The organism is Paraplanobispora takensis, from assembly GCF_016863195.1.
GTDB classification, from domain to species: domain Bacteria; phylum Actinomycetota; class Actinomycetes; order Streptosporangiales; family Streptosporangiaceae; genus Planobispora; species Planobispora takensis.
This window is the reverse complement of sequence record NZ_BOOK01000014.1, coordinates 34,096-56,543: the sequence shown is the minus strand read 5'-3', so window position 1 is coordinate 56,543 and position 22,448 is coordinate 34,096. Positions and strand designations below refer to the sequence as shown.

The window sequence follows — 22,448 nt, the reverse complement described above, 5'->3', positions numbered from 1 at the left end:
TCAGGCTCAGCCGCCGCTGTCCAGGCCGGGGCCGTCGTCACCGCCGCCGCCGGACCGCTCGTGGGTGACCGGGCCGGTGGGCTCGGGGCCGGTGGGCCTGACCCCCGTGGGCTCGGGCATCGGCACCGCCTCGCACGGGGCGACGGCTCCCCGGACGATCCCCAGCGACATCGCGAACGGCGCCTGATCCGAATGCTCCCGGTCGAAGGAGACCGCCAGTACCAGCGTCTCACCGGCTCCGACATGCCCCTTGCCGATCCGGAACGTGATCCCCCCGCCTCCGGTGATCTCGGCCTGCATCGGCTCTCCCTGCCGCTCCGTCCCGCCGCGCTCACCACGCGGTTCCCGGCAGATCTGCCCCTGCGGCAGATAGTCCACCACGGCGGTGATCCCCTTGCCGGCGAGCGCGGCCTCCAGCTCCCCGGGGTCGCGGAACTCGTCGATCCGCACCTCGACCGACCCGTCCGGGCGCTCGTCCACCGCGAAGGCCGGGCTGCCGGCCCCGCCGATCAGAGTGAAGACCACCGTGGCGGCCGCCGCGACCCCCGTCACTCCGGCGGCCAGCCCCAGCAGGCGGCGGTCCGGGCCGCGGCGCGCCCGCGTCACGGCCGTCTCCCGCCCGGCCGGCCCCCGGGCGGCCATGTCCTGCTTGAGCGCGCCGAGCAGGCGCTCTTCGAAGTTGCTCATGCCGATCCCTCCATCTGCCGTACGGTCGGCGAAACGACGCCCTGAAGGGCGCGTCTGGCCCGGTGCAGGCGGACCCGGGCGGTCACCTGCCGGATGCCCAGGGCCTCGGCGGCCTGGGTGACGGTGAGCTGGTCGATAGCCACGAGCTCCAGTACGGCCCGCTCGCCGTCGGGCAGGTCCGCCATCGCGCGCAAGGCCTCGCGCATCCGCCGCTCGGCGTCGATCCGTTCCTCCATCCGGCCGAGATCGTCGTCGTCCATCATCCGCCGGCCCGCGACGCGCCCGGCCAGCCGCGCGTCCCGGGCCGCCCTGCGGCGCTGGGCCGACACGACGTTGCGCGCTATGCCGTACAGCCACGCCACCTCGCTGCCCCGGCCGGGGCGGTAGGTGTGCGCCGAGTCCAGGACCGCCAGGAAGACGTCCGCGGTCAGGTCGGCCGCCAGGTGAGGATCGCTCACCCGGCGTACGACGAACCGCATGACCGCATCGATGTGACGGCGATAGAAGGCCTCAAAGGCCACAGGGTCTTCATTGAGGCGCACCGGCCCCGCTCCCTTCGTCGTTCGCCCTTACACCTCTGCTTGGTCGCGGCCGGGCCGGGCGTTTCCGCGCCCCGGCGGGCCGATCAGGGACGGGGCCGGGCCGCCGGGTCCGCGACGGGGCCGAGCAGGGACCAGCTGCGCTCGTCGCCCCAGGTCGAGGAGGCGTCCACGTACGGCCGCAGCAGCGCGGTGAGCTCGGCGTCGCCCCGGCCGTTGAGCTCTTCCGAGGCGATCTTCCGCGCGGCCCCGGCCAGGACGTCGGCGACCTGGACGCGCGGGTCCGACCGGGAGTCGACGAGCCGCAGGCCGGTCAGGCCGCCCACGAAGGGCATCTCCCTGAGCTGGGCGATGCGCTCCGCGGTCAGCGTGGTCTGCATGTCGTGGACGATCGAGACGGGCCTTCCGCCCGCGCCCCAGTGCGCGACGGTCCGCACGATGGCCGGGATCAGGGGGTCCAGGGCCGGGGCCGTAGCGGGGCCGGCGGACAGCAGGGCCCGGAAGGAGCCCGCCCGCGACCGGGCCTCCCACAGCAGCTCCACGATCTCACCGGCCCGGCCCCGTGCGCCGTCGACGCGTGCGGTCTCGACGACGCGGGAGAACGCCTCGGCGTGCTCCGCCGCCTCCCGGGGATCCCTGGCGCGCACCAGATCGTTGAAGGACTCCAGCAGGACCGGCCAGCCTCCGGGCCCGAAGACGCCCGGCCCCTCGCGGTACAGCGCGCGGGCCACGGCCTCGGCCTCCCCGCTCCGCCGCCCGGGGCGGGGACCCGCCCCCGCCGGCCGTACGGCGCTCCCGGTCAGCAGCCCGGCGAGCCTGCCGACGGCGAAGAACGCCTTGTCGATCAGGTGGACGTGGGTCCTGTCCCGCAGCGGCCCCGACGGCCCGAGCAGCCACACCAGGGCGGACCGGTGCTTGTCCCGCAGCAGGATGTTCGCCTTGTACTCCAGCGCCGGGGAGGGCGCCCTGCGCCGGATCTCCCGCATGCAGCCCGCGGCGTCGTCGACGTCCAGCGACACGCTGGCGTGGGTGAACACGTCGGTGTTGCCGCCGACGAGCTTCTCGCCCTCCGATCCGGACTCGTCGCAGGCGATCTCCAGGACGGCGGGAGGGTCCGCCGCCGGAGCCCGGCCGGAGGCGTCCGCCCGCGCCGCACCGCGGAACACGGGATCACCGGACGCCGACACGCCCTCCATCCAAAACGCCCCCGGCCACCCGGCACAACAGGTTTCCCGCCCGCCCCGGCCCCGGAACGCGGGCCTCGGCGGGCGGGGCTCACTCCGCCAGGGCCCTGCGCGCGTAGGCGCGGACGTCGGCGTCGGTGTCGGCCAGGGCGCCGCGCAGCGCCGCGGCCGCCTCGGGGCGGGCCGCCCACGGGGCCAGGGAGAGCACGGCCGCCTTGCGGACGTCGAGGTTGCCGTCGGCCAGCGCCCCGGCCAGCGGGCCGGCCGCGTCCTGCGGGTCGCACGCCCCCAGGCACCGGGCCGCGCCGGTCCGCACCTGCCACTCGGGATCCCGCAGGGCCCGTACGGCCTGCTCCCGCAGAGGGGAGCCGGTGGCGCCGGAGGCCTCCAGGGCCGCCGCCCTGACCAGCGGGTCCGCGTCGCCGGCGAGCTCGGCCAGCACCTCGGCGGGCTTGCCGATCGTGCCCAGCCCCCTGGCCACCCGGACGCGGACCTCGCGGGAGGGGTCGCCCGCCGCGGCGGCCACCGGGCCGGACTCGTCGAGGGAGACCAGGCCACTGATCGCCTCGATGCGCACCCGGTGGTCGGGGTCGCGCGTCCCTTCGGCGAAGATCTCCCGCGTGCCCAGGCGCAGCGCGCGCAGGACGTCCAGCACGGTGCCGCGGACCGCGGCGTCGGAGCTCTCCGCCCGCGCGGTGAGGGCGGCGCCGAGCCCGGGGGTGGCGGGCAGCACCTCGACCAGCTCGCGCAGGCCGCTCGCCGCGGCCCGCCGTACCGTCCCGTGGTCGTCGGCCAGCGCGGCGGCCAGCGCCTCGCCCACGCCCTCCGGCGCGGTCTCGGTCAGCGCCGCGATCGCCGCCCGGCGCACCTTGGGGTCGGTGTCGGCCAGGTAGGGGGCCAGCCGCTCCAGGGACGGCTGCTCCTCCGCCAGCCGGTGCAGTTCCAGGATGCGCGGCGAGTGCCCGACGGCGGCCCGGCCGGTACGGGTCCCGGCGGCCCGGCGCACCGCGGTGCTCGCGTGGGCGCCGACGACCACGGGCTCGGCCGGGACCGGGCGGAACTCCTCCACGGGCACCAGGTACGGCTCGACCGGGCGCTTGAGGAACTCCATCGCGCCGTCGGGCCGCCTGCGCAGGTTCAGGTGGAACAGCCAGGAGGCGTCGTCGCGGGCGGGCAGGTCGGCCCGCGCGTGGTACAGCCCCCAGCGGCTCTCGGTCCGCACCAGCGAGGAGCGGGCGGCCATCTCCGCGCAGTCGCGGATGAAGTCCACCTCCGCGCAGCGCATCAGCTCGTGCGGGGTGCGCGCGCCCATCGCGGCGATCTCCTCGCGCATGCGCTCGAAGGACTCCAGCGCGATCTCCAGCTTGGCGCCGGTCTTGGGCGGGGCGACGTAGTCGTTGACGAAGCGGCGCAGCTTGTACTCCACCTGCGGCTGCGGCGGCCCGCCGGGGTTGCGCAGCGGGCGGTAGACGAGCTCGTGGGCGGCGGCGACCTGGTCCTCGGGGAGCGTCTGCGGGACGGCGTGGTGCGCGGCGGCGTGAGCCCCGGCGAGGTCGCCGAAGACGAACGCCCCGATCATGTAGTTGTGCGGGACGCACGCCAGGTCCCCGGCGGCGTACAGGCCCGGGACGGTCGTGGCGCCGTTCTCGTCCACCCACACGCCGGAGGCCGAGTGGCCGCCGCACAGGCCGATCTCGGAGATGTGCATCTCCACGTCGTGGGTGCGGTAGTCGTGGCCGCGCCCGGCGTGGAAGGTGCCGCGGGTGGGCCGCTCGGTGGAGTGCAGGATGGTCTCCACCGCGCTGACGGTCTCCTCGGGCAGGTGGGAGAGCTTGAGATAGATGGGGCCGCGGGCGGAGGCGATCTCGGAGGCGACCTCGGCCATCATCTGGCCCGACCAGTAGTCGGAGTCGACGAAGCGCTCTCCCCGGTTGTTGACCTGGTAGCCGCCGAACGGGTTGGCGACGTAGGCGCAGGCCGGGCCGTTGTAGTCCTTGATCAGCGGGTTGATCTGGAAGCACTCGATGCCGCTGAGCTCGGCCCCGGCGTGGTAGGCCATCGCGTAGCCGTCACCGGCGTTGGCCGGGTTCTCGTAGGTGCCGTAGAGATAGCCGCTGGCCGGCAGGCCGAGCCGCCCGCAGGCGCCGGTGGCCAGGATGACCGATCCGGCCCGCACGGTGACGAACTGCCCGCTGCGCGTGTCGAACCCGGCCGCGCCCACCGCCCGGCCGCCCTCGGTCAGGACCCGGACCGGCATGACCCGGTTCTCGATGCGGACCCTGTCCCTGATGTCGCGGCGGCGCAGCACCCGGTACAGGACCTTCTTGACGTCCTTGCCCTCGGGCATGGGCAGCACGTAGCTGCCGGAGCGGTGCACGCGGCGCACGGCGTACTCGCCGTACTCGTCCTTCTCGAACTTGACCCCGTAGCCTTCGAGCCTGCGGACCATGTCGTGGCCGCGGGTCGCGGTCTGGTAGATCGTCTTCTGGTTGACGATGCCGTCGTTGGCGCGGGTGATCTCGGCGACGTAGTCCTCGGGGACGGCCTTGCCGGGGATGACGGCGTTGTTGACCCCGTCCATGCCCATGGCCAGGGCCCCGCTGTGCCGTACGTGGGCCTTCTCCATCAGCAGCACCCGGGCGCCGCGCTCGGCCGCGGTGATCGCGGCCATCGTGCCGGCGGTCCCGCCGCCGACGACGAGCACCTCGCACTCCAGCTCGAGGCGGTCCTCGATCGGCGGGATCTCCATCACAACTCCTCCAGGATGCGTTCACGCAGGTTCGTACGGGCCTCGTCGCCGACCGGCACGTCCAGGACGGCCCGCACGCCGGTGCGGCCCAGCACCGCGACGCGGTCGGCCAGCAGCAGCGCCTCCTCCACGTCGTGGGTGACGAACACGACCGTCGCGGAGGTCTCGCGCAGCACCTCCAGCAGCAGGCGCTGCATCTCCGCGCGGGTCTGGGCGTCCAGCGCGCCGAACGGCTCGTCCATCAGCACCGCGCGCGGGGCGCCGACCAGGGCGCGGGCCAGCTGCACGCGCTGGCGCATGCCGCCTGACAGCTCGCGGGGCAGGTGCCGGGCGAACCCGGCCAGCCCGACCTTCTCGATCCACTCCTGCGCGGCCCGCCCGCGCTCGCTGCGGGCCACGCCGCGGATGCGCAGCGGCAGCTCGACGTTGCGCCGGACCGAGCGCCACGGCAGCAGCCCGTCGTCCTGGAAGACCATCGCGCGGTCCGCCGAGGGGCCGGTGACCTCCCGCCCTCCGGCGAGGATCCGGCCCTCGCTCGGAGGGAGCAGCCCGGCCAGGGCGCGCAGCAGCGTGGACTTGCCGGAGCCGGAGGCGCCCACGACGACCAGGACCTCGCCCGGCGCCACCTCCAGCTCGACCTCCCGCAGCACCGCGTCCCGGCCGTAGCCCAGGCCCGCCCGTTCCAGCCGGAAGGCCAGGCCCGCGCCGCCCGCCCCGCCCACGATGTCCTCGCGGCGGGCGCCGTCCACCACAGTGCCGCCCGCCCCCGTCCGTCCGGCGGCGCTCTCCGCGACCGACGTCATCGCCTGCTCCCTTCCGCGCGGGGCAGCCAGCCGGTGGCCCGCCGCCCGATCAGTTCGATGGCGGCCGAGGTCAGCCAGCCGAGGACGCCGATGGTGATCATTCCGACGATCACCCCCGGGTAGTCGACGACCGTGTAGGCGTGCCAGGTCCGGTAGCCGACCCCGAACTCGCCGGAGATCATCTCGGCGGAGATCACGCAGATCCACGCCACGCCCATGCCGACCGAGAGCCCGCCGAACACGCCCGGCAGGATGCCGGGCAGCACGACGTTCCACAGCACGTGGCGGCGGGTCCCGCCGAGGGTCCTGACCGCCTCCTCCCAGATCGTCGGCAGGGCGCGTACGGCGTGCCGCGTGCTGACCGTGACGGGGAAGAAGGCGGCGGTGAAGGTGATGAAGACGATGCCCTGCTCGTCGGTGGGGAAGAGCAGGATCGCGATCGGCACCAGGGCGATGGCGGGGATCGGCCGGACCGCCTCCAGCAGCGGCAGCAGCACGTCGCCGGCGCGCCGGGAGCGGGCGACCAGGATGCCCGTGGCGATCCCGGCGACCGCGGCGAGGCCGAAGCCGGTGAGGATGCGGATGAGGCTCTGCAGCAGGTCGAGATAGTAGAGCGAGGTGGTCAGCTGCGCGCCGAACCGCTCGGCGATCTCACCGAGCGTGGGCAGGCGGTCGAAGCGCAGCCAGAGGCGGGCGTCGGCGGCGGTGAGCACCTGCCAGAGCCCGGCCGCGGCCGGCAGGGAGGCCGCCCGGATCCCCCAGCGCAGCACGGCCTGCCCGCCGGCCGCACCCCGGGAAGCGGTCAGACCGCCGGCCGTACCGTCGGGAGCGCCCGGACCTCCGGAGACGGGGGCCGTGGGCCCCGTGCTCCCGATCGCGTTCTTCGAGTCCGCGTCCGCGGTCCCCGGGCCCGTGGCGGGCGCGTTCTCCGCGTCCGAGACCGCGTCCGAGACCGTGGCCGGGTCCGTGCCGGGGCCGGGCGACGGGGAGTGGGGGGCCGTCCGGGGACCGGCCATCACGCGTCGCCCTTCGCGGCGGCCTTCAGGGCGTCGTCGTAGGAGATGGCCTTGGCGCCGGAGTGGGCGTCGAGATAGGCCTCGGCCCCGTCCTGGGTGGTGAAGGGCAGGAGGCGGGCGTCCTCCTCCGCCCCGGGGTCCTCGACCCAGAACGCCCGGTCGGCGAACCAGCGGGTGCCGGTGGCGGCGTCGGGCACGTAGGCGGCGCGGACCTCCGCCGCCCCGTCCGCCTGCGCCTTCGCGACCCCGCGCAGCAGGCAGGCGGGGGTCGCCGCGGGGCGGGTGGTCTTCTCACCGGCGAGCCAGAGCTCGGAGGCGGTGGCGGGGTCCTTCACCGGGATCCCGCAGACGGGGTCGTCGCCGGTGATCGCGGCGGGGTTGGCGGTGGAGGCGGTGTCGGCGTCGTAGGCCGCGCCGTACGCCTTGCGCAGGTAGGAGTCGTTGACGAAACGGGACAGGTCGACCCCGGAGAAGCCGTCGCCGATGCGCTTGAGGTAGGGCACGTCGTGCTCGTGGGCCGCCTTGAGCTGCGGCTTGAGGGTGACGTCGAAGGTGGAGATGCCGCCGGGGCCGTTGTAGAGGTAGACGACCTCGGCCGGGAGCCCGGTCTCCTTCGCGACCGACTCGGCCGCCTCCAGCGGGTGCTCGTGCAGATAGCGGGTGGCGTCGATCTGCGCCTTGAGGAACGCCTCGACGACCTCGGGGTGCTCCTTGGCGTACGCGGCGCGCAGCACGGTCCCGTGGAAGGTCGGCACGTCCAAGGCGGCGCCGTCGTAGAGCAGCCGGGCCTTGTCCTGGAAGACCAGCAGGCCGGGCCAGGCGACGAACTGGGCGTAGCCCTGTACGGTGCCGGCCTCCAGCGCGGAGGCGCCGACCGGCGGCTGCTGGTTGACGGTCTCGACGCCGTTCACCGGGTCGATCCCGGCCTTCTCCAGCGCCTGGACCAGGGTGCCGTGCCCGGCGGAGCCGACGCTGGCGGAGATCTTCCCGCCCTTGAGGTCGGCCAGGGTCGCGGCCTCGGAGTCCTTGGCGACGACGACCATGTTGAGCGCGCCGCGCAGGTTGTATCCGGTGATGGCGACCAGTTCGGTGCGGGCCGCCTCGATGCCCTGGGTGCGGGAGGCGTTGATCAGCAGCGGGTAGTCGCCCATCGAGCCGATGTCGACCTTCCCGGCCACCATCTTGGCGGTGATCGGCGCGCCGGTGTCGTGGTCCTGCCACTCGACGGCGTACTCGTCGCCGAGCCGCTTCTCCAGATAGCCGAGCGAGCGCAGCAGCGTCCCGGCGGTCACGGTGTTGATGGTCTTCGACTGGTAGCCGATGACGACCCTGGTCTTGCCGGTGTCGTCACCGCCGTCGCCGCCGCCCGCGGCTCCGGCGACCGAACAGCCGGCGACGGCCAGCAGCAGGGCGGCCGCGGCCGCGGCGCGCAGGGGGTTCATCTTCGCGGGATCCTTCATCGCAGCAGGCTTCATCGCAGCAGGTAGGGGATGTCGATGGTGACCGCGTCCACGGGGCAGCGGGCGGCGCACGGGCCGCAGTACCAGCACTCGTCGACGTGCATGTAGGCCTTGCCGGTCTCGTCGCTGATGGCGAGGGAGTCCAGCGGGCAGGCCTCGACGCAGAGCGTGCAGCCGTCGATGCACAGGGCCTCGTCGATGGTCACCGGGACCTCGACGCGCTGGGTGATCAGGGGCATGTGTTCTCCTCGGGGTCCTGTGGGTCCTGGGGGTCCACCGGGTCCTCCGGGTCCTCCGGGTCCTCCGGGTCACGGCGCAGGTGGCCGCGCATGGCCAGGCGATCTCCCCGGAACCGGACGAACTCCAGGTCCACCGGGCGGCCGTCCGACAGGTGGGTGAGCCGCTCGATCATCAGCAGGGCGGCCCCGCGCGGTGCGTCGAGCACGGCGGCGGTGTGGGCGTCGGCGTTGACGGCCTCCATGGTCAGCTCCGCCGTACCGAGCGGCTGTCCGGTGAGCTGTTCCAGCAGCACGAAGATGTCGTTGCGTTCGAGGTCGGCCTCGAACAGGGGCTCGCCGACGTCGCGGACGAGGTAGGTCAGGTCGAGCGAGAGCGGCAGGCCGTTCAGGCGGCGCAGCCGTTCGAGATAGACGACCGGCTCCCCGGCCGCCACCCCGAGCCGCCGCCCGACCGCGGCCGGCGGCTCGATGAGGCCCATAGTCCGGACCTCGTTGGTCACGCTGCCGTGCTCGTGGAGCGTCTCGGCCAGGCCGAGCAGCCGGTGCAGGCCGTGCGGGTACTTCTCCCCCGCGACCGTGGTGCCCACCCCGGGGCAGCGTTCGACGATGCCCTCCTCGCGCAGCAGGTCCAGCGCCTCGCGCACGGTGTTGCGCGAGGCCCCGAACTCGCGGGCGAGCGCCGCCTCCAGCGGCAGCCGCCCGGCGCCGAACCCGCCGTGCAGGATCTCCCTGCGCAGCAGGTCGGCCACCTGCCTGGCCCGGTCGGCCCTGCGCCGCCGTGCCTCGGCGATGGCGGGTACGGCCGCCGCCCTGTCCATTCCCGCCTCCCGGAAACCGCCGGAACCTCGTGACGAAATAACCCTAGTAATCAAGTAGGGAAAATAGAATAACGGGGAGATTGCGCCACCCCGGGACCTGACCAGCCCCTCCTGACCTGCGCTTTCGCCCTGGATCACCTGGGTTCCGCCACCCGTTCCGGCGGGCCGGCGCACCGCCGCGGCCCGGGAGTTCCGGCGGCTCAGCCCCTCGCGCTCCCCGGCAGGGCGCCGCGCGCGACATGCGCGAGAGTGATCTCGGCGAGCATGGTCTCCTCGTGGTCGCGCAGTGCGCTCCACACGTCGGCCAGGGGCCTGGCCACCCCCGGGTACCCGCCGTGGTCGCCGCCCTCGGGAACGCCTTCGACGATCGAGATGATCTCGGCGAGGCTGATCTCCTCGGCGGGACGGGCCAGCCAGTAGCCCCCCTCCGGGCCTCGCTGGCTGTGCAGCACCCCGGCGCGCCGCAGCTGGAGCAGGATGCTGTCGAGGAACCTGCGCGGGATGCCCTGGGCCACGGCGATCTTCTCGGCGGGCAGGGGACCGGGCTGCGCGGCGGCCAGCTCGGCCGCCGCGCGCAGGGCGTACTGCGTTCTGGCGGAGATCCGCATCGCCGCCCCGATCAGTTCGTGACCTGGTGCAGACCCCACCGGCGGCGCAGCGCGTTGTCGGCCGCCCCGAACAGCAGGTCCACCCCGATGCCGATGACCAGGATCACGATCATCGTGGCGAGCAGGCCCGGGGAGTCCGCCAGTTCCCGGGCGTAGTGCAGCTGCTCACCCAGGGAGGGCTGGTTGGCGATGATGACCAGCAGTTCACCGGCCATCAGCGACCGCCAGGCGAACGCCCAGCCCTGCTTGAGCCCGGCCAGGAACGACGGCAGGGAGGCGGGCAGGATGACGTGCCGGTACAGGCTCAGCCGCCGCAGCCCCAGCATGTGCCCGGCGCGCAGCAGGATGGGCGGGGTGTAGTCGACGCCCGCGATGAGCCCGTTGGCGATGGACGGCGCCGCGCCGAGGATCACGACGAACGTGATCGCGCTCTCGGTCAGCCCGAACAGCAGGATGGCCAGCGGGAACCAGGCGATCGACGGCATGGTCTGCAGGCCGGTGATCAGCGAGCCGACCGCCCGGCGCAGCGGGCGGATCCTGGACACCAGTGCGCCGACCACCAGCCCGACCGCGATCGCCAGCGCGAAGCCGACCACCGCGCGCCGCATGGTGACGCCCACCGCCTGGTAGAACTCCGCCTCACCGAGGCGGCCGGCCAGTTCGCCCAGGGTCGTGACCGGTCCGGCGAAGACGTACTCGGGCCACCAGCCGGCCAGCACCACGCCCTGCCAGATCAGCAGGACGAGCACGAGGGCGGAGACGACGGGCCACAGGCCCGACCAGATCCGGGACGCCAGCCCGCTCTTGCGCCGGTCGGCCAGCTCCAGGGCGTCCAGCCCGGCGATCTGACGCGCGTGGACGTCGGACGGCTCGGCGCCGGACTGCTGGGTGCTCGCGTCAACGGCCATCGCGGGCCACCTTCCGAATCGGTCTTCCTGCGTGGACGAGGTCAGCGGCCATGGCGCAGGACCTCCTCGCGCAGCCGGTCGGTGATCTCGGCCGCCTGCCGGGCCACCTCGGCCGAGTCGGTACGGCGGGGCCGCTCCAGCTCCACCGGGAAGCTCTCCACCACCCGGCCGGGCCGGCTGGACAGCAGCACCACCCGGTCGCCGAGCCGTACCGCCTCGCGCACGTTGTGCGTCACGAACAGCACCGACAGGTTCCGCTCGCGCCAGATGCGCTCCAGTTCGTCGTGGAGCAGGTCGCGGGTCATCGCGTCGAGCGCCCCGAACGGCTCGTCCATCAGCAGCACGTCGGCGTCCTGGGCGAGCGCGCGGGCCAGCGCGACCCGCTGGCGCATGCCGCCCGACAGCTCGTGCGGCCGCTTGCCGCCGAACCCGCCCAGGTGCACGATGTCCAGGAACTCCCCGGCCAGGGCCCTGCGCTCGGCCCGGCTCCTGGTCCCGGCACCCTCGGCACCCCCGGTGCCCTTGACGCCCCTGTCCCGCTTGGCGCGCAGCGCCATCTCGACGTTGGCCGAGACCGTCAGCCAGGGGAACAGCGCCGGCTCCTGGAACATCATCGCCACCCGGCCGGTCTCGACCTCGATCCGCCCGGCGGTCGGCGCGTCCAGCCCGGCCACCAGCGACAGCAGCGTGCTCTTCCCGCAGCCGGAGGCGCCCAGCAGGCAGACGAACTCGCCGGGGGCCACGGTCAGGGAGACCTCGTCCAGGGCCAGCAGGCCGTCCTTGCCCTGGCCGTACACCTTCGAGACGCCCTCCAGCCGGACGGCGGGCCCGTGCTCCCGCCCCGGCCCGGAGGCCGGCCCGGCCTGCGGCGTGGTCAGTGGCGTGGTCATGGCCGCCTCACTTGTCCGCGATCTGCGACTCGCCCTTGGTGGCGAGGATCTCGTTGAGAGCCTTCAGGTCGTAGATGCCGTTGAGGTCCACCGGCTCCAGCAGGCCGACCTTGACGGCGTGGTCGGCGCTGCCGACCAGAGAGGAGGCGATCGGGTCGTTGGTGAAGGTGATGTTCTTGAAGGCGCTGTCGAGGACCTCGGGCTTGAGCGGCTTGCCGGTCAGCTTCTCCAGCGCGGAGTTGACGGTCTGCGCGGCGCCGGCCGGGTCGGAGTTGATCGTGGCGTTGGCCTCGACGTGCGCCTCGAGGAGCTTCTTGACCGTCTCGGGGTGCTCGGCGGCGAACTCCTGGCGGACGATCAGGTGGGTGATCACGAACTGCTTGTTCGGCCACAGGTCGCGCTCGTCGAGGAGGATCTTGCCCTTGCTCTCGGTGACCAGGCGGCTGGCGAACGGCTCGGGCACCCACGCGCCGTCGATGTCGCCGGTGGCGAAGGTCTGGATGGTCTGCGAGTTCTCCTGCGGCACGATCGAGACCTCGCCGCCGCCCTTGGTGTCGGTCTTGATGCCCTTGGAGTCGAGCCAGTAGCGCAGGGCGACGTCCTGGGTGTTGCCCAGCTGCGGCGTCGCGATCTTCTTGCCCTTCAGGTCCTCGACAGTGTTGATCTCCGGCTTGACGACGAGGTAGACGCCGCCGGAGGCCGCACCGGCGATGATCTTGATCGCCTTGCCCTGGGACTTCGACCAGGCGTTGATGGCCGGGTTCGGGCCGACGTAGGTGGCGTCGATCGCACCGGAGAAAACCGCCTCGATCGCCGCGGGACCGGCGTTGAACGTGCTGGTCTTGAGCGTCGTGCCGGAGCCGAGGTGCTTGGCGAACAGCCCCTTCTCCACGCCGACGAGGGCGGTGGAGTGGGTGATGTTGGGGAAGTAGCCGAGCCTGACCTCGGCGGGTCCCGCGCCGCCGGCCTTGACCGAATCCGCGGGCTCCGAACCCCCGCAGGCCGCCGCCACGGTCGTGAGTCCCACGGCGGCCAGGAGGGCCACCACTCCGCGAAGCCTGCGAGCGTTCATCATTCTCCCTATTTCCCACTTATTCAGTAGACTTAGTGTGTTTATAGACCCGGACGGAGCCCGCGTCAAGCCCCCGTGACCACACCGTCACTCCCAGCTCCCATCGATCGGGCGTAGTCATAAACCCTAATTCCCTACCAATTGTGTTGACTTTATCCGGAGGCCGATCTACCGTGAGGAACGTGACGACCCCGGTTCTGCTGACCATCCGCAGTCACGTGGACTTCTGCCGCGTGGCCAGCGCGCTCTGTCGCCCCTTCCAGCCCTAGGACGACCCCTCTCCCCTTCTGGAAGGAACCCCACGACCATGCCATCGCTTCACGTCTCCCCCGTCGCCGGCCGGATCGGCGCCGAGGTGACCGGCGTACGGCTCGGCGGCGAGCTGTCCGCCGACGTCGTCGCCGAGATCCGCCTGGCCCTGCTCACCCACAAGGTGATCTTCTTCCGCGGCCAGGAGCACCTCGACGAGAGCGGCCAGGAGGCGTTCGCCCGGCTGCTCGGCGAGCTGACCACCGCCCACCCGACCGTGCCCGCCCTCGGCGGCAACGGCCACATCCTCGACCTCGACTACAGCGGCGGGCAGAAGGTCGACCGCTGGCACACCGACGTCACCTTCGTCGACCGGCCGCCGGCGGCCTCCGTGCTGCGCGCGGTCACCGTCCCCCCGGCCGGCGGCGACACGCTGTGGGCCAACACCGTCACCGCCTACGAGTACCTGCCCGCCGACCTGCGTCACCTGGTCGACCGGCTGCGCGCCGTGCACACCAACCGGTTCGACTACGCCCGCATCGCCACCTCGGACGACCCCGAGCAGGAGCGTGCGCGCGCCGAGGTCTTCGCCTCCACGGTCTTCGAGACCGAGCACCCCGTCGTGCGGGTGCACCCGGAGACCGGGGAGCGCTCGATCCTGCTGGGCGACTTCGCCAGGCGGGTGGCCGGCCTGTCGGCCGTGACCTCGGACTCGATCATCCGGCTGATCCAGGACCAGGTCACCGCGGTGGAGAACACCGTGCGCTGGCGGTGGGCCCCGGGCGACGTGGCCGTCTGGGACAACCGCGCCACCCAGCACCGGGTCGTACACGACTTCGGCGGCCGGCCGCGCCGTCTGCACCGGATCACCATCGCCGGTGACGTCCCCGTCGGTGTGGACGGCAGCCCCAGCACGGTGCTGACCGGCGACGCCACCGCCTACTCCCCCGTCGCCGCCTGATCCCGGCGGTCCGACCCCGACCGCCCGGCCCCGACAGCCGCCACCCCCGACCCCGGCGACCGTCATCACCCCGGCCCCGGCCGCTCGCCCAGAGCGGCCGGGGCTTTCCCGTGACCCCGGCGGAAACGCGAAGGGCGGCCGCGACGGGCCGCCCTTCGCCGGACCGCGTCTCACCCGGCGTTCTGCTCCCCGATGGGACGACGCAGCACGGCGGGCGGCACGGGGATGGCCGGGAACGGGTTGTCGGGCAGCAGGATCACCCGCCGGGCGGCGTCGGATTGCAGGGCCGCGTCCAGGTGCAGGAGCGCGGCGCCGATGCCGGCCGCGCCGACCATGTAGCCGGTGTCGGCCGACACCTCGCCCGGCCGCAGCCGCCGGTAGGCCTGGTACCAGCGCAGTCCCCGGCCGTCGTGGTCGGTCCCCCGGCCGATGAGGTCCTCGGCCAGCGTGCGGGCGAACTCCAGATACTTGTCCTTGCCGGTCACGGCCCACATGCCGACGAACAGCTCCAGCAGTCCGGCGGTGCCGCAGCACTGGCAGGAGGTGTTCCACAGCCCCGCCGTGCGCCGCTGCGGGGCCCCGCTGCGCACGATGCCGTGGGCCAGCCGCTCGGCCCAGTCGAGGTCGCCCGCGTCACCGCTGACCCGGTACAGCTCGTAGAAGGTCCGCGCCACTCCGGCGGAGCCCGAACAGAAGCCCAGATAGTGCAGGTCCCGGCCCTGGGGCAGGTGGTGCGGGACCACGGCGCACTCGCCGGCGACGGTGCTGACCGCGCGGACGAAGCCCGCGCCCCGGCGGGCGGCCTCCAGGAACCGCGCCTGCCCGGTCACGCCGTACAGCCGGGCCATCAGGAAGGCGGTGCCGGCCGTACCGGACAGGAACCCCGGGGTGACCGCGTCGGCGGGCAGATCCGGGCAGTCGCCGAACAGGTGGCCGGGCACCGCCTGCTCGGCGATGCGCCCGCCCGCCTCGACGGCCAGTTCCCCGTAGGCGGGCACGCCGAGGATCGTGGAGGCGTGCAGCAGGCTCAGCACGATGCCGCCGTCGCCCCGCTGGGCGGGGTCCCGCGACCAGCCGACGCCGCCGTCGACGGCGCGCACGCCGCGGACGACGCGGTCGGCGGCGGCCACGGCCGCCTCCTCGAACCTCCCGTCGCCGAGCACCCAGCCCGCCTGCGCCAGGGCGAAGACCGTGCCGGCCAGGCCGTGGTGCAATGAGAGGTCCGTCTGGTCCTGCCAGGTGGAGGCGAGATAGCGGGCGCCGGCGCGGGCGTCCTCCAGGTACGCCTCGTGGCCGGTCGCGTCGGCCAGCTCCAGGAAGAACAGCACGATGCCGGCCGCCCCGGCGTAGAGCGAGGCGGGTTCGGCGGGGTTGAGGGCCGATCTGCCCCGGGGATCGGGGTTGGCCTTCCAGTGCCGTCCGTGTTCACCGTCGACGGCCGCCCGGCGGATCCAGCGTCCGGCCGAGACGGCGGCGGTCAGGGGAGTCTCCGCTCGCGAGGAGCGGGTGAGATCCGAACCCATGTTTACATTATCCCACACATTTGGTAGGAAAATAAGGTATTTGCCACACGGGATCGGAGGACGACGATGCCCCTGCCGGACTTCCTGGTCGCAGGCGCCCCCAAGTCCGGAACGACGGCTCTGCACGCCGCACTCCAGAGACACCCGCAGCTCTACATGTCCCCCGTCAAGGAACCGAAGTTCTTCCTCACCGACGGCCCCCCGCCGGACCGGGGCGGGCCGGGCGACGCCCAGACCTACCGGGAGCACGTCTGGCGGCGCGAGGACTACGAGGCCCTGTTCGCCGACGCCCCGCCGGGGACCTCACGTGGCGAGTCGACCCCGTTCTATCTCTACGACCGGCAGGCCCAGCGGCGCATCCACGCGACCGTCCCCCGGGCGCGGATCATCGCGATCCTGCGCGACCCGGTCGAGCGGGCCCACTCCAACTGGACGCACCTGTGGTCGGCCGGCCTGGAGCCGATCGGCGACGTGGTGCGCGCCTGCGCCGAGGAGGAGCGGCGCATCGAGGCCGGCTGGGCCCATTTCTGGCACTACGTCCGGCTGGGCCGGTACGGCGAGCAGCTGGCGCACCTGTTCACGCTCTTCCCCCGCGAACAGGTGCTGGTGTTCAGATACCGCGACCTGCTCGACAGACCCGGGCCCGCGCTCGACCGCATCTGCGCCTTCCTCGGCGTGGAGCAGGGCCTGCTCACCGAGGTCCCCCGGGAGAACGTGACCGCGCATCCCGAGGCGGACCGGCGGCACCGGCTGCTGTCGGCCGCCCTGCGGGCCGGCCGCCTGCTGCCGGGACGGCTGGGCACGGCACTGGCCGAGCCGATCGAGGGCCTGCTCCAGCGGCGGGGCAAGGCGCGGCGCCCGCTCACCTGGGAGCAGCGCCGGCGGCTCATCCCCCGCTTCGCCGACGACATCGAGCTGCTGCAGCAGGTCACCGGTGAGGACTTCGGCGACTGGCTGCGGCCCAGGGAGCGCTCCGGAGGCCTGGTGGGCGCCCGCCCTCCCGGTCAGCGCCAGGCCCGCAACGGCCGCCCCTCCTCAGGCTGACCGGCGCGGCCCGGTGCCGTCAGGCCGACCGGCGCAGCTCGGTGCGCAGCTCGTGCGCGCCGTCGGCGCGGGTGTACTCGTAGTACAGCCGCACACCGCCGTCCGGCAGGTCGACGATGTCGAGATAGCGCAGCCCCCCGCCCCGGTGCGGCGAGACCGCGGCGGGGGCGTCCCCCTGCGGCGCCAGGTCGGCCGGATCGGATCCCACGGCGATCCCGGTCCGCTCCTCGTAGTTCTCCTGCGCGCTCGCCCGCCCGTCGTAGAAGGCCAGCACCCCCTCACCGGTGAAGCGCACCGCGCTGATCCGCACCCCCCGGCCGTCCCAGGCCCCGGGGCGGCCGCTCAGCGCCGTGCCGTGCCAGGTCCACTCCAGGCCGTCGGCGCTGGTGGCGTAGTCGGTCACCATCCGGTCGGTGTGGTCGGGGTCGGCCAGCGGATGACAGGAGGCCCACAGGTGCCACACCCCCTCCCGCCGTACGATCACCGGATCCTTCACCCCCGTCTTCGGATCGCCGGGCAGGACGGTCCTGCGCGAGCGGGAGTCGAAGCGGGCGGGGTCGTCGGCCTCGATCATCTCCACGCGCCAGTGCTTGGTCCCGGTCGTGGCGCAGCTCAGGTACAGCCGCCAGCGCCCCTCGGGGGTGCGCACCAGCGCGGGCCGCTCCAGGGACTCGGTGTCCATCTCCTCACGCGTGATCGTCAGCAGGGTCTCGAAGCGCTCACCGTCCGCGGAGCGGGCCACGACCACCGTGTGACCCCGTCCCTGCCCGACGGGCCGGCGCAGCCGGTAGGCGAGATAGATCCGGCCCTCGTGCGCCACCGCGCTGGGCGCTCCGGCCCAGTGCCCCTCGCCGGGGGTCGGCGGCGCGACCGCGACGGCCGAGCGGACGGGGGCGGGCGGCAGCGCCGCGCCGCGGGAGGCGCTCTCCTCGATCGACATGGGCACGAGGTTAGATCCCGGCCGGAAGGCGTCCATGGCTCTTCACCCTTTCTTGGCGGAGCGGCGATATTCCATATATTACCTATTGACTTATAGGGGAATGTGGCCCAAGGTCAAGGATGAAAGCAGCCGGCCTCTCCTCGGCGGACCGCCCACGCGCAGATCAGAAGATCAGAGAGAAAGAACCACCATGAGCACGGTCCCGCGGTGACGGCGGCCCCCGCCCACGCCCCCACCGACAGTCCCACGTCCCCGATCACCCACGCGCGCGGGCGGACCAGGATGTTCATCCTGCTCGGCGCGCTGACCTCGATAGGCCCGCTGGCCATCGACCTCTACCTGCCGGCGCTCCCCCGGCTCGCCGGCGATCTAGGCGCGAGCGCGTCCGCGGCCCAGCTCTCACTCACCTCCTTCATGGTGGGGCTCGGGACCGGCCAGGTCGTCGTCGGCCCGCTCAGCGACGCCTTCGGCCGCAGGCGCCCGCTGCTCATCGGCTTCGCGGCCTTCTGCGCGGTGTCCGCACTGTGCGCGATCTCCCCGTCGATCGAGGCGCTCGTCGCGCTGCGCCTCCTGCAGGGGCTGACCGCCGCCACCGGCGTCGCCCTCACCAAAGCCGTGGTGCGCGACCTGTACGGCGGGGTCGAGGCGGCCCGGTTCTTCAGCATGCTGATGCTGGTGACCGGCCTGGTCCCGCTGACGGCGCCGCTGCTGGGAGCGCAACTGCTGCGGGTCGTGCCGTGGCCCGGACTGTTCGGCGTCATCACCGCGACAGGCGGGCTGCTGTGGCTCACCGCCCTGCTGGCCCTGCCGGAGACGCACCCGCCGCACCTGCGGACCGGCACCGCCCCCGGCGCGGTCGCGCGATCGATGATCGCGGTGCTCCGGCACCGCAGGTTCATGGCCCTCACCCTCACCGCGGCCTTCGCCAGCGGCGCGATGTTCTGCTACATCTCCGGCGCCTCGTTCGTCCTGCAGGAGGTGTACGGCCTGTCCCCGCAGGGCTTCGGCGTACTGTTCGGGGTGAACTCGGCCGGCATGATCATCACCGGGCAGCTGGCAGGGCGGCTCGCCGGGCGCGTGTCGATGCGCCTGATGCTGGCGACCGGGCTGGCGCTGTCCGCGGCCGCCGGATTGCTGCTGCTCGTGGCGGCCCTGGCCGGTCTCGGGCTCCCCGTCGTGATGGTCGCCCTGTTCCTGATGACCTCGGGCCAGGGAATGATCTATCCCATGGCGCTGACCCTGGCCATGTCCAGCCAGCCCACCTCCAGGGCGGGCAGCGCCTCGGCCCTGTTCGGCCTGGTGCAGTGGGTCACCGGCGGGATCACCGGGCCGATCTCGGGCGCGTTCGGCACCGGCACCATGGTGCCGCTGGCCGTCACCGTGGCCGTCATGAGCCTGGCGGGAGGCCTGTCCGGGGGCGTGCTGCTGAGGAGGACGCACTCCTGACAGGGCCGTACCGCTGGGAAGGCACTCCCGAGAAGGCCGCACCGCCGAGGAGGACGCGCTCCCGGAAGGGCCGTGCTTCCCGGGAAGCCCGTGCCCGGGAGGCCGCGCGGCCTCCGGTGATCCCGGTGCGTATGATCTTCGTATGGCCACCTTCGAGAGCGCCGACGGCACCCGGCTCGCCTACCGCCGGACCGGCGAAGGCCCCCCGCTGGTCTGCCTGCCCGGCGGGCCCATGCTGGCCTCGGCCTACCTCGGCGACCTGGGCGGGCTGTCCGCGCGCCTGCCGTCGGTGCTGCTGGACCTGCGCGGCACCGGGGAGTCCGCCGTCCCGGCGGATCCGGCCACCTACCGGTGCGATCGGCAGGTCGAGGACGTCGAGGCGCTGCGCACGCACCTCGGGCTGGAGCGGCTGGACCTGATGGGGCACTCGGCCGGGGCGACGCTCGCCCTGCTGTACGCCGCCCGGCACCCCGGCCGCGTCGGCCGCCTCGTCCTGCTCAACCCCAGCCCGCGGGCGGTCGATCTGGAGATCACCGATGCGGACCGCCGCAAGCTCGCCGAGCAGCGTCGCAAGGAGCCCTGGTTCCCCGACGCCTTCGCCGCATTCGAGCGGATCTGGTCCGGCCGGGCCGCGGCCGGCGACTCGGCGGCGACCGCGCCCTTCTTCTACGGCCGCTGGGACGGCGCCGTCCGGGCCCTGTTCGACCGGGAGAGGGACCTGAAGAACACGGAGGCGGCGGCCGGCTACTACGCCGAGGGCGCCTTCGACCCGAAGACCGTCAGATCCGCCCTCGCGGAGCTGCGGGCGCCGGTGCTGCTCGTCACGGGCGAGTACGACCTGGCGCTGCCGCCGGAGCGCGCCGCCGAGTACGCCGGGCTATTCCCGGCGGCCGAGCTCGCCGTACAGCCGGGCGGCGCGCACTATCCCTGGCTCGGCGATCCCGGGTGGCTCGCGGAGACCCTGACCCGGTTCCTGCGCTGACGGATACGCCGGCCGGCGGCGCCTCAGGACGCGTGACCCAGGTCCTTGACGAAGGGCAGCGGCCCCTCGGTGGGGCGGTCGTCGACGTCGAAGCGGGGCGTGTACCCCGCGGCGAGATAGAGCCCAGCGGCCTCCGGCTGGCGCGGCCCCGTCGTCAGGTACACCCGGCGGTACCCCAGCCGCAGGGCCTGCAGCTCCAGCTCCCGCACCACCAGGCGGCCCAGGCCGCTCCGGCGGCGGTGCGGGTGCGTCCAGACCCGCTTGAGCTCGGCGGTCACGGCGTCGTAGCGGCGGAACGCGCCGCCCGCCACCGTCTCGCCGTCCGCCACGAGGATCAGGAAGGCCCCGTGCGGCGGGGCGAACTCCCCGGCCGGATACCTGCTCAGCTCGTCGTTCGGGCCGTACCGGGTGGTGTACTCCAGATCCAGCCCGGCCAGCAGGGGGGTGACGGCGGGATCCTCCATGCCGACCAGGCGCACCTCGGCGGCGGGCCCGCCCGCACCCCCGATCCGGCCGGCGAGCCCGCTCACACAGTCCGTCCCGGTGGCGAGTTCGCTCATGCCCCCTGCCTCGGCAGGCCGGGCGGGTTGATCTGCGACTCGGGGATCGCCTCGTTGCCCAGGCCCCAGCGGTCGAGCACTTCCTTGTACCTGCCGTTCTCGATCACCGTGTTCAGCGCCTCGCTGACCGGCTTGACCAGGCCGTTGTCCTTCTTGGTCATGGCCGCGATGAGACCCTGCAGGTCGGGGCCGGCGCCGGAGAACGTGCCGACGATCCGGGATCCGCCGCTGACGGCGATGTTGTAGGCGATGGACGGGTTGGGGCCGAAGTACGCCTGGACGCGGCCGGACTTCAGCGCCAGCAGGACGTCACCGTACTTCTGGTAGTACAGGATCTCGGCCGGCTTGAGGCCCGCCTCCTTGTTCTGTTTGTCCCAGTCGAGCAGGATCTTCTCCTGGTTGGTGCCCGAGCCCACCGAGACCCGCAGCCCGGCGATGTCGGCCGGCTTGGCGATCTCCTTGATCGGGCTGTTCTCCGGCACCTGCCAGCCGAGCTGGTCGACCCGGTAGGTCGCGAAGTCGTAGAGGTCCTTGCGCTCCTCGGTCACCGTGACGTTGTTGAAGACGACCTCGTACTTGCCCGACTTGGCGGCCAGGAACAGGTTCTCCCAGGAGCTGGTCTGCGGTTCGATCTCCAGGCCGAGCACGTCGGCCACCAGCTGCGCGATGTCGGTCTCGACGCCGATGATCGTGGTGTCGTCGGTGGCCGGGAACGTCAGAGGGGGCGAGCCCTCCCCGCTGAAGCCCACGGTGAGCCTGCCGTCCTCGGCGATCTCGGCCGGGACCCGGGAGGCGATCGAGTCGACCTTCTCGGCGCGGACGCGCTTCTGGTCCGGGCCGAGGTTGAGCGTCCTGCCGCCGGCGGCGGGCGTGCCGGTGGCGTCGCCGGCCACGGTCGCGGGCACGATCTCGGGCTCGGCGCCGCAGGCGGTCAGGGCCAGCAGGAGGAGCGCGGGCAGGGCGAGTGCCCGCGCGGTGGTGGAGTGCATGTGCGATTCCTTCGAGTCAGAGGACCTTGCCGATGAAGGCGCGGGTGCGTTCGTGGCGGGGGTCGTCCAGTACCTGGGCGGGCGGGCCGGACTCGACGACGAGCCCGGCGTCCATGAAGACGACGGTGTCGGCGACCTCGCGGGCGAAGCCGATCTCGTGGGTGACCACGATCATGGTGGTGCCGCTGCGGGCCAGGTCCTTCATGACCTCCAGCACCTCGCCGACGAGTTCGGGGTCGAGCGCGGAGGTCGGCTCGTCGAACAGCACCAGCGCGGGCTCCAGGGCGAGCGCCCGGGCGATGGCCACCCGCTGCTGCTGGCCGCCGGACAGCGTCCGCGGGTAGGCGTCGGCCTTGTCGGCCAGCCCGACCCGCTCCAGCAGCCGCGCGGCCAGCGCCTCGGCCTCGGCGCGCGGCCGGCGCTGGGCCGACAGCGGCGCCTCGGTGAGGTTCTGCCGGACCGTCAGGTGGGGGAAGAGGTTGAAGGACTGGAAGACGAACCCGATCTGGGTGCGCTGCCTCAGGATCTCGCGCTCGCTGAGCTCGTGCAGCCGGTCGCCCACCTGGCGGTAGCCGAGCAGCCGGCCGCCGACCCGGACCGAGCCGCGGTCCACCTTCTCCAAGTGGTTGATCGTGCGCAGCAGGGTGGACTTGCCCGAGCCGGAGGGGCCGAGGATCACGGTGACCTGCCCCTGCTCCACCGTCAGGTCCACCCCGCGCAGCACGTGCAGCGGGCCGAAGCTCTTGTGCACGCCGCGCAGCTCCACCATGGCGTGCCCGCC

22 protein-coding genes are annotated in these 22,448 nt (G+C 73.3%); 4 read left to right on the top strand and 18 right to left on the bottom strand.

Features of this window, described 5'->3' with window-relative positions:
• Positions 1 to 6: 6 nt before the first annotated feature.
• The 13 genes from Pta02_RS10540 to Pta02_RS10480 all read right to left on the bottom strand — a co-directional run bounded on the left by Pta02_RS10540 (position 7) and on the right by Pta02_RS10480 (position 12,973).
• Positions 7 to 687: a hypothetical protein gene (locus Pta02_RS10540; protein WP_203874553.1), complete on the bottom strand. Its 681-nt coding sequence runs from the start codon at positions 685 to 687 to the stop codon at positions 7 to 9.
• Positions 684 to 1,208 carry an RNA polymerase sigma factor gene (locus Pta02_RS10535; protein ID WP_275423570.1) on the bottom strand — a complete coding sequence of 175 codons (525 nt, stop codon included), beginning with the start codon at positions 1,206 to 1,208 and terminating at the stop codon, positions 684 to 686. Before Pta02_RS10535 ends, Pta02_RS10540 begins: the two co-directional genes overlap by 4 nt.
• 104 nt (positions 1,209 to 1,312) lie before the next feature.
• Positions 1,313 to 2,392 carry a hypothetical protein gene (locus Pta02_RS10530; RefSeq protein ID WP_203874551.1) on the bottom strand — a complete coding sequence of 360 codons (1,080 nt, stop codon included), beginning with the start codon at positions 2,390 to 2,392 and terminating at the stop codon, positions 1,313 to 1,315.
• 109 nt (positions 2,393 to 2,501) lie between these two features.
• Positions 2,502 to 5,159 carry a fumarate reductase/succinate dehydrogenase flavoprotein subunit gene (locus Pta02_RS10525; RefSeq protein ID WP_203874550.1) on the bottom strand — a complete coding sequence of 886 codons (2,658 nt, stop codon included), beginning with the start codon at positions 5,157 to 5,159 and terminating at the stop codon, positions 2,502 to 2,504.
• On the bottom strand, positions 5,159 to 5,962 hold the full coding sequence (locus Pta02_RS10520; RefSeq protein ID WP_203874549.1) for an ABC transporter ATP-binding protein: 804 nt from the start codon (positions 5,960 to 5,962) through the stop codon (positions 5,159 to 5,161). The genes Pta02_RS10525 and Pta02_RS10520 overlap by 1 nt, the downstream gene beginning before the upstream one ends.
• Positions 5,959 to 6,978: an ABC transporter permease gene (locus tag Pta02_RS10515; RefSeq protein WP_203874548.1), complete on the bottom strand. Its 1,020-nt coding sequence runs from the start codon at positions 6,976 to 6,978 to the stop codon at positions 5,959 to 5,961. The genes Pta02_RS10520 and Pta02_RS10515 overlap by 4 nt, the downstream gene beginning before the upstream one ends.
• Positions 6,978 to 8,438 (bottom strand): ABC transporter substrate-binding protein, encoded by a 1,461-nt coding sequence (locus tag Pta02_RS10510; protein ID WP_239130075.1) that lies wholly within the window; start codon positions 8,436 to 8,438, stop codon positions 6,978 to 6,980. Before Pta02_RS10510 ends, Pta02_RS10515 begins: the two co-directional genes overlap by 1 nt.
• A gap of 11 nt (positions 8,439 to 8,449) precedes the next feature.
• Complete coding sequence (locus Pta02_RS10505) at positions 8,450 to 8,677, bottom strand: 4Fe-4S dicluster domain-containing protein (RefSeq protein ID WP_203874547.1); 228 nt, start codon at positions 8,675 to 8,677, stop codon at positions 8,450 to 8,452.
• Positions 8,668 to 9,495, bottom strand: coding sequence for a GntR family transcriptional regulator (locus tag Pta02_RS10500; protein WP_203874546.1), 828 nt, complete (start codon positions 9,493 to 9,495; stop codon positions 8,668 to 8,670). Before Pta02_RS10500 ends, Pta02_RS10505 begins: the two co-directional genes overlap by 10 nt.
• Before the next feature lie 200 nt (positions 9,496 to 9,695).
• Positions 9,696 to 10,103, bottom strand: coding sequence for an RrF2 family transcriptional regulator (locus Pta02_RS10495; protein ID WP_203874545.1), 408 nt, complete (start codon positions 10,101 to 10,103; stop codon positions 9,696 to 9,698).
• A gap of 11 nt (positions 10,104 to 10,114) precedes the next feature.
• Entirely contained in the window at positions 10,115 to 11,011 is an 897-nt protein-coding gene (locus Pta02_RS10490; protein WP_203874544.1) for an ABC transporter permease, read from the bottom strand.
• A gap of 41 nt (positions 11,012 to 11,052) precedes the next feature.
• The gene (locus tag Pta02_RS10485) at positions 11,053 to 11,901 is read right to left on the bottom strand and encodes an ABC transporter ATP-binding protein (protein ID WP_203874543.1); all 849 of its coding nucleotides are present in this window, start codon (positions 11,899 to 11,901) and stop codon (positions 11,053 to 11,055) included.
• Between the two features lie 7 nt (positions 11,902 to 11,908).
• Positions 11,909 to 12,973 carry an ABC transporter substrate-binding protein gene (locus Pta02_RS10480; RefSeq protein ID WP_203874542.1) on the bottom strand — a complete coding sequence of 355 codons (1,065 nt, stop codon included), beginning with the start codon at positions 12,971 to 12,973 and terminating at the stop codon, positions 11,909 to 11,911.
• A 307-nt stretch (positions 12,974 to 13,280) separates the two neighbouring features.
• Here Pta02_RS10480 and Pta02_RS10475 point away from each other — a divergent pair, with 307 nt between their 5' ends.
• A complete protein-coding gene (locus tag Pta02_RS10475; protein ID WP_203874541.1) occupies positions 13,281 to 14,183 on the top strand; it encodes a TauD/TfdA dioxygenase family protein in 903 nt (300 codons plus the stop codon).
• Between the two features lie 170 nt (positions 14,184 to 14,353).
• Here the strand turns inward: Pta02_RS10475 and Pta02_RS10470 are convergent, their stop codons facing one another.
• On the bottom strand, positions 14,354 to 15,706 hold the full coding sequence (locus tag Pta02_RS10470) for a lanthionine synthetase LanC family protein (protein WP_203874540.1): 1,353 nt from the start codon (positions 15,704 to 15,706) through the stop codon (positions 14,354 to 14,356).
• Positions 15,707 to 15,772: 66 nt separating this feature from the next.
• On the opposite strand from Pta02_RS10470, the gene Pta02_RS10465 reads away from it, so the two are divergent.
• Positions 15,773 to 16,750 carry a sulfotransferase family protein gene (locus Pta02_RS10465; protein WP_203874539.1) on the top strand — a complete coding sequence of 326 codons (978 nt, stop codon included), beginning with the start codon at positions 15,773 to 15,775 and terminating at the stop codon, positions 16,748 to 16,750.
• Between the two features lie 19 nt (positions 16,751 to 16,769).
• On the opposite strand, the gene Pta02_RS10460 is transcribed toward Pta02_RS10465, so the two are convergent.
• Positions 16,770 to 17,690: a glycoside hydrolase family protein gene (locus tag Pta02_RS10460; RefSeq protein WP_203874538.1), complete on the bottom strand. Its 921-nt coding sequence runs from the start codon at positions 17,688 to 17,690 to the stop codon at positions 16,770 to 16,772.
• 207 nt (positions 17,691 to 17,897) lie between these two features.
• Between Pta02_RS10460 and Pta02_RS10455 the strand changes: the two genes are divergently transcribed.
• Together Pta02_RS10455 and Pta02_RS10450 are read left to right on the top strand one after the other, a co-directional pair.
• Positions 17,898 to 19,136 carry a multidrug effflux MFS transporter gene (locus Pta02_RS10455; RefSeq protein WP_203874537.1) on the top strand — a complete coding sequence of 413 codons (1,239 nt, stop codon included), beginning with the start codon at positions 17,898 to 17,900 and terminating at the stop codon, positions 19,134 to 19,136.
• Between the two features lie 142 nt (positions 19,137 to 19,278).
• Positions 19,279 to 20,118 (top strand): alpha/beta fold hydrolase, encoded by an 840-nt coding sequence (locus tag Pta02_RS10450; RefSeq protein ID WP_203874536.1) that lies wholly within the window; start codon positions 19,279 to 19,281, stop codon positions 20,116 to 20,118.
• A gap of 23 nt (positions 20,119 to 20,141) precedes the next feature.
• Here Pta02_RS10450 and Pta02_RS10445 read toward each other — a convergent pair whose 3' ends face one another.
• Genes Pta02_RS10445 through Pta02_RS10435 form a run of 3 tightly spaced genes read right to left on the bottom strand, consistent with a single transcriptional unit; the run spans position 20,142 to position 22,436 of the window.
• The gene (locus tag Pta02_RS10445; RefSeq protein WP_203874535.1) at positions 20,142 to 20,678 is read right to left on the bottom strand and encodes a GNAT family N-acetyltransferase; all 537 of its coding nucleotides are present in this window, start codon (positions 20,676 to 20,678) and stop codon (positions 20,142 to 20,144) included.
• A complete protein-coding gene (locus Pta02_RS10440; RefSeq protein ID WP_203874534.1) occupies positions 20,675 to 21,667 on the bottom strand; it encodes an ABC transporter substrate-binding protein in 993 nt (330 codons plus the stop codon). The genes Pta02_RS10445 and Pta02_RS10440 overlap by 4 nt, the downstream gene beginning before the upstream one ends.
• A gap of 16 nt (positions 21,668 to 21,683) precedes the next feature.
• A complete protein-coding gene (locus Pta02_RS10435; protein ID WP_203874746.1) occupies positions 21,684 to 22,436 on the bottom strand; it encodes an amino acid ABC transporter ATP-binding protein in 753 nt (250 codons plus the stop codon).
• Between the last annotated feature and the right edge of the window lie 12 nt (positions 22,437 to 22,448).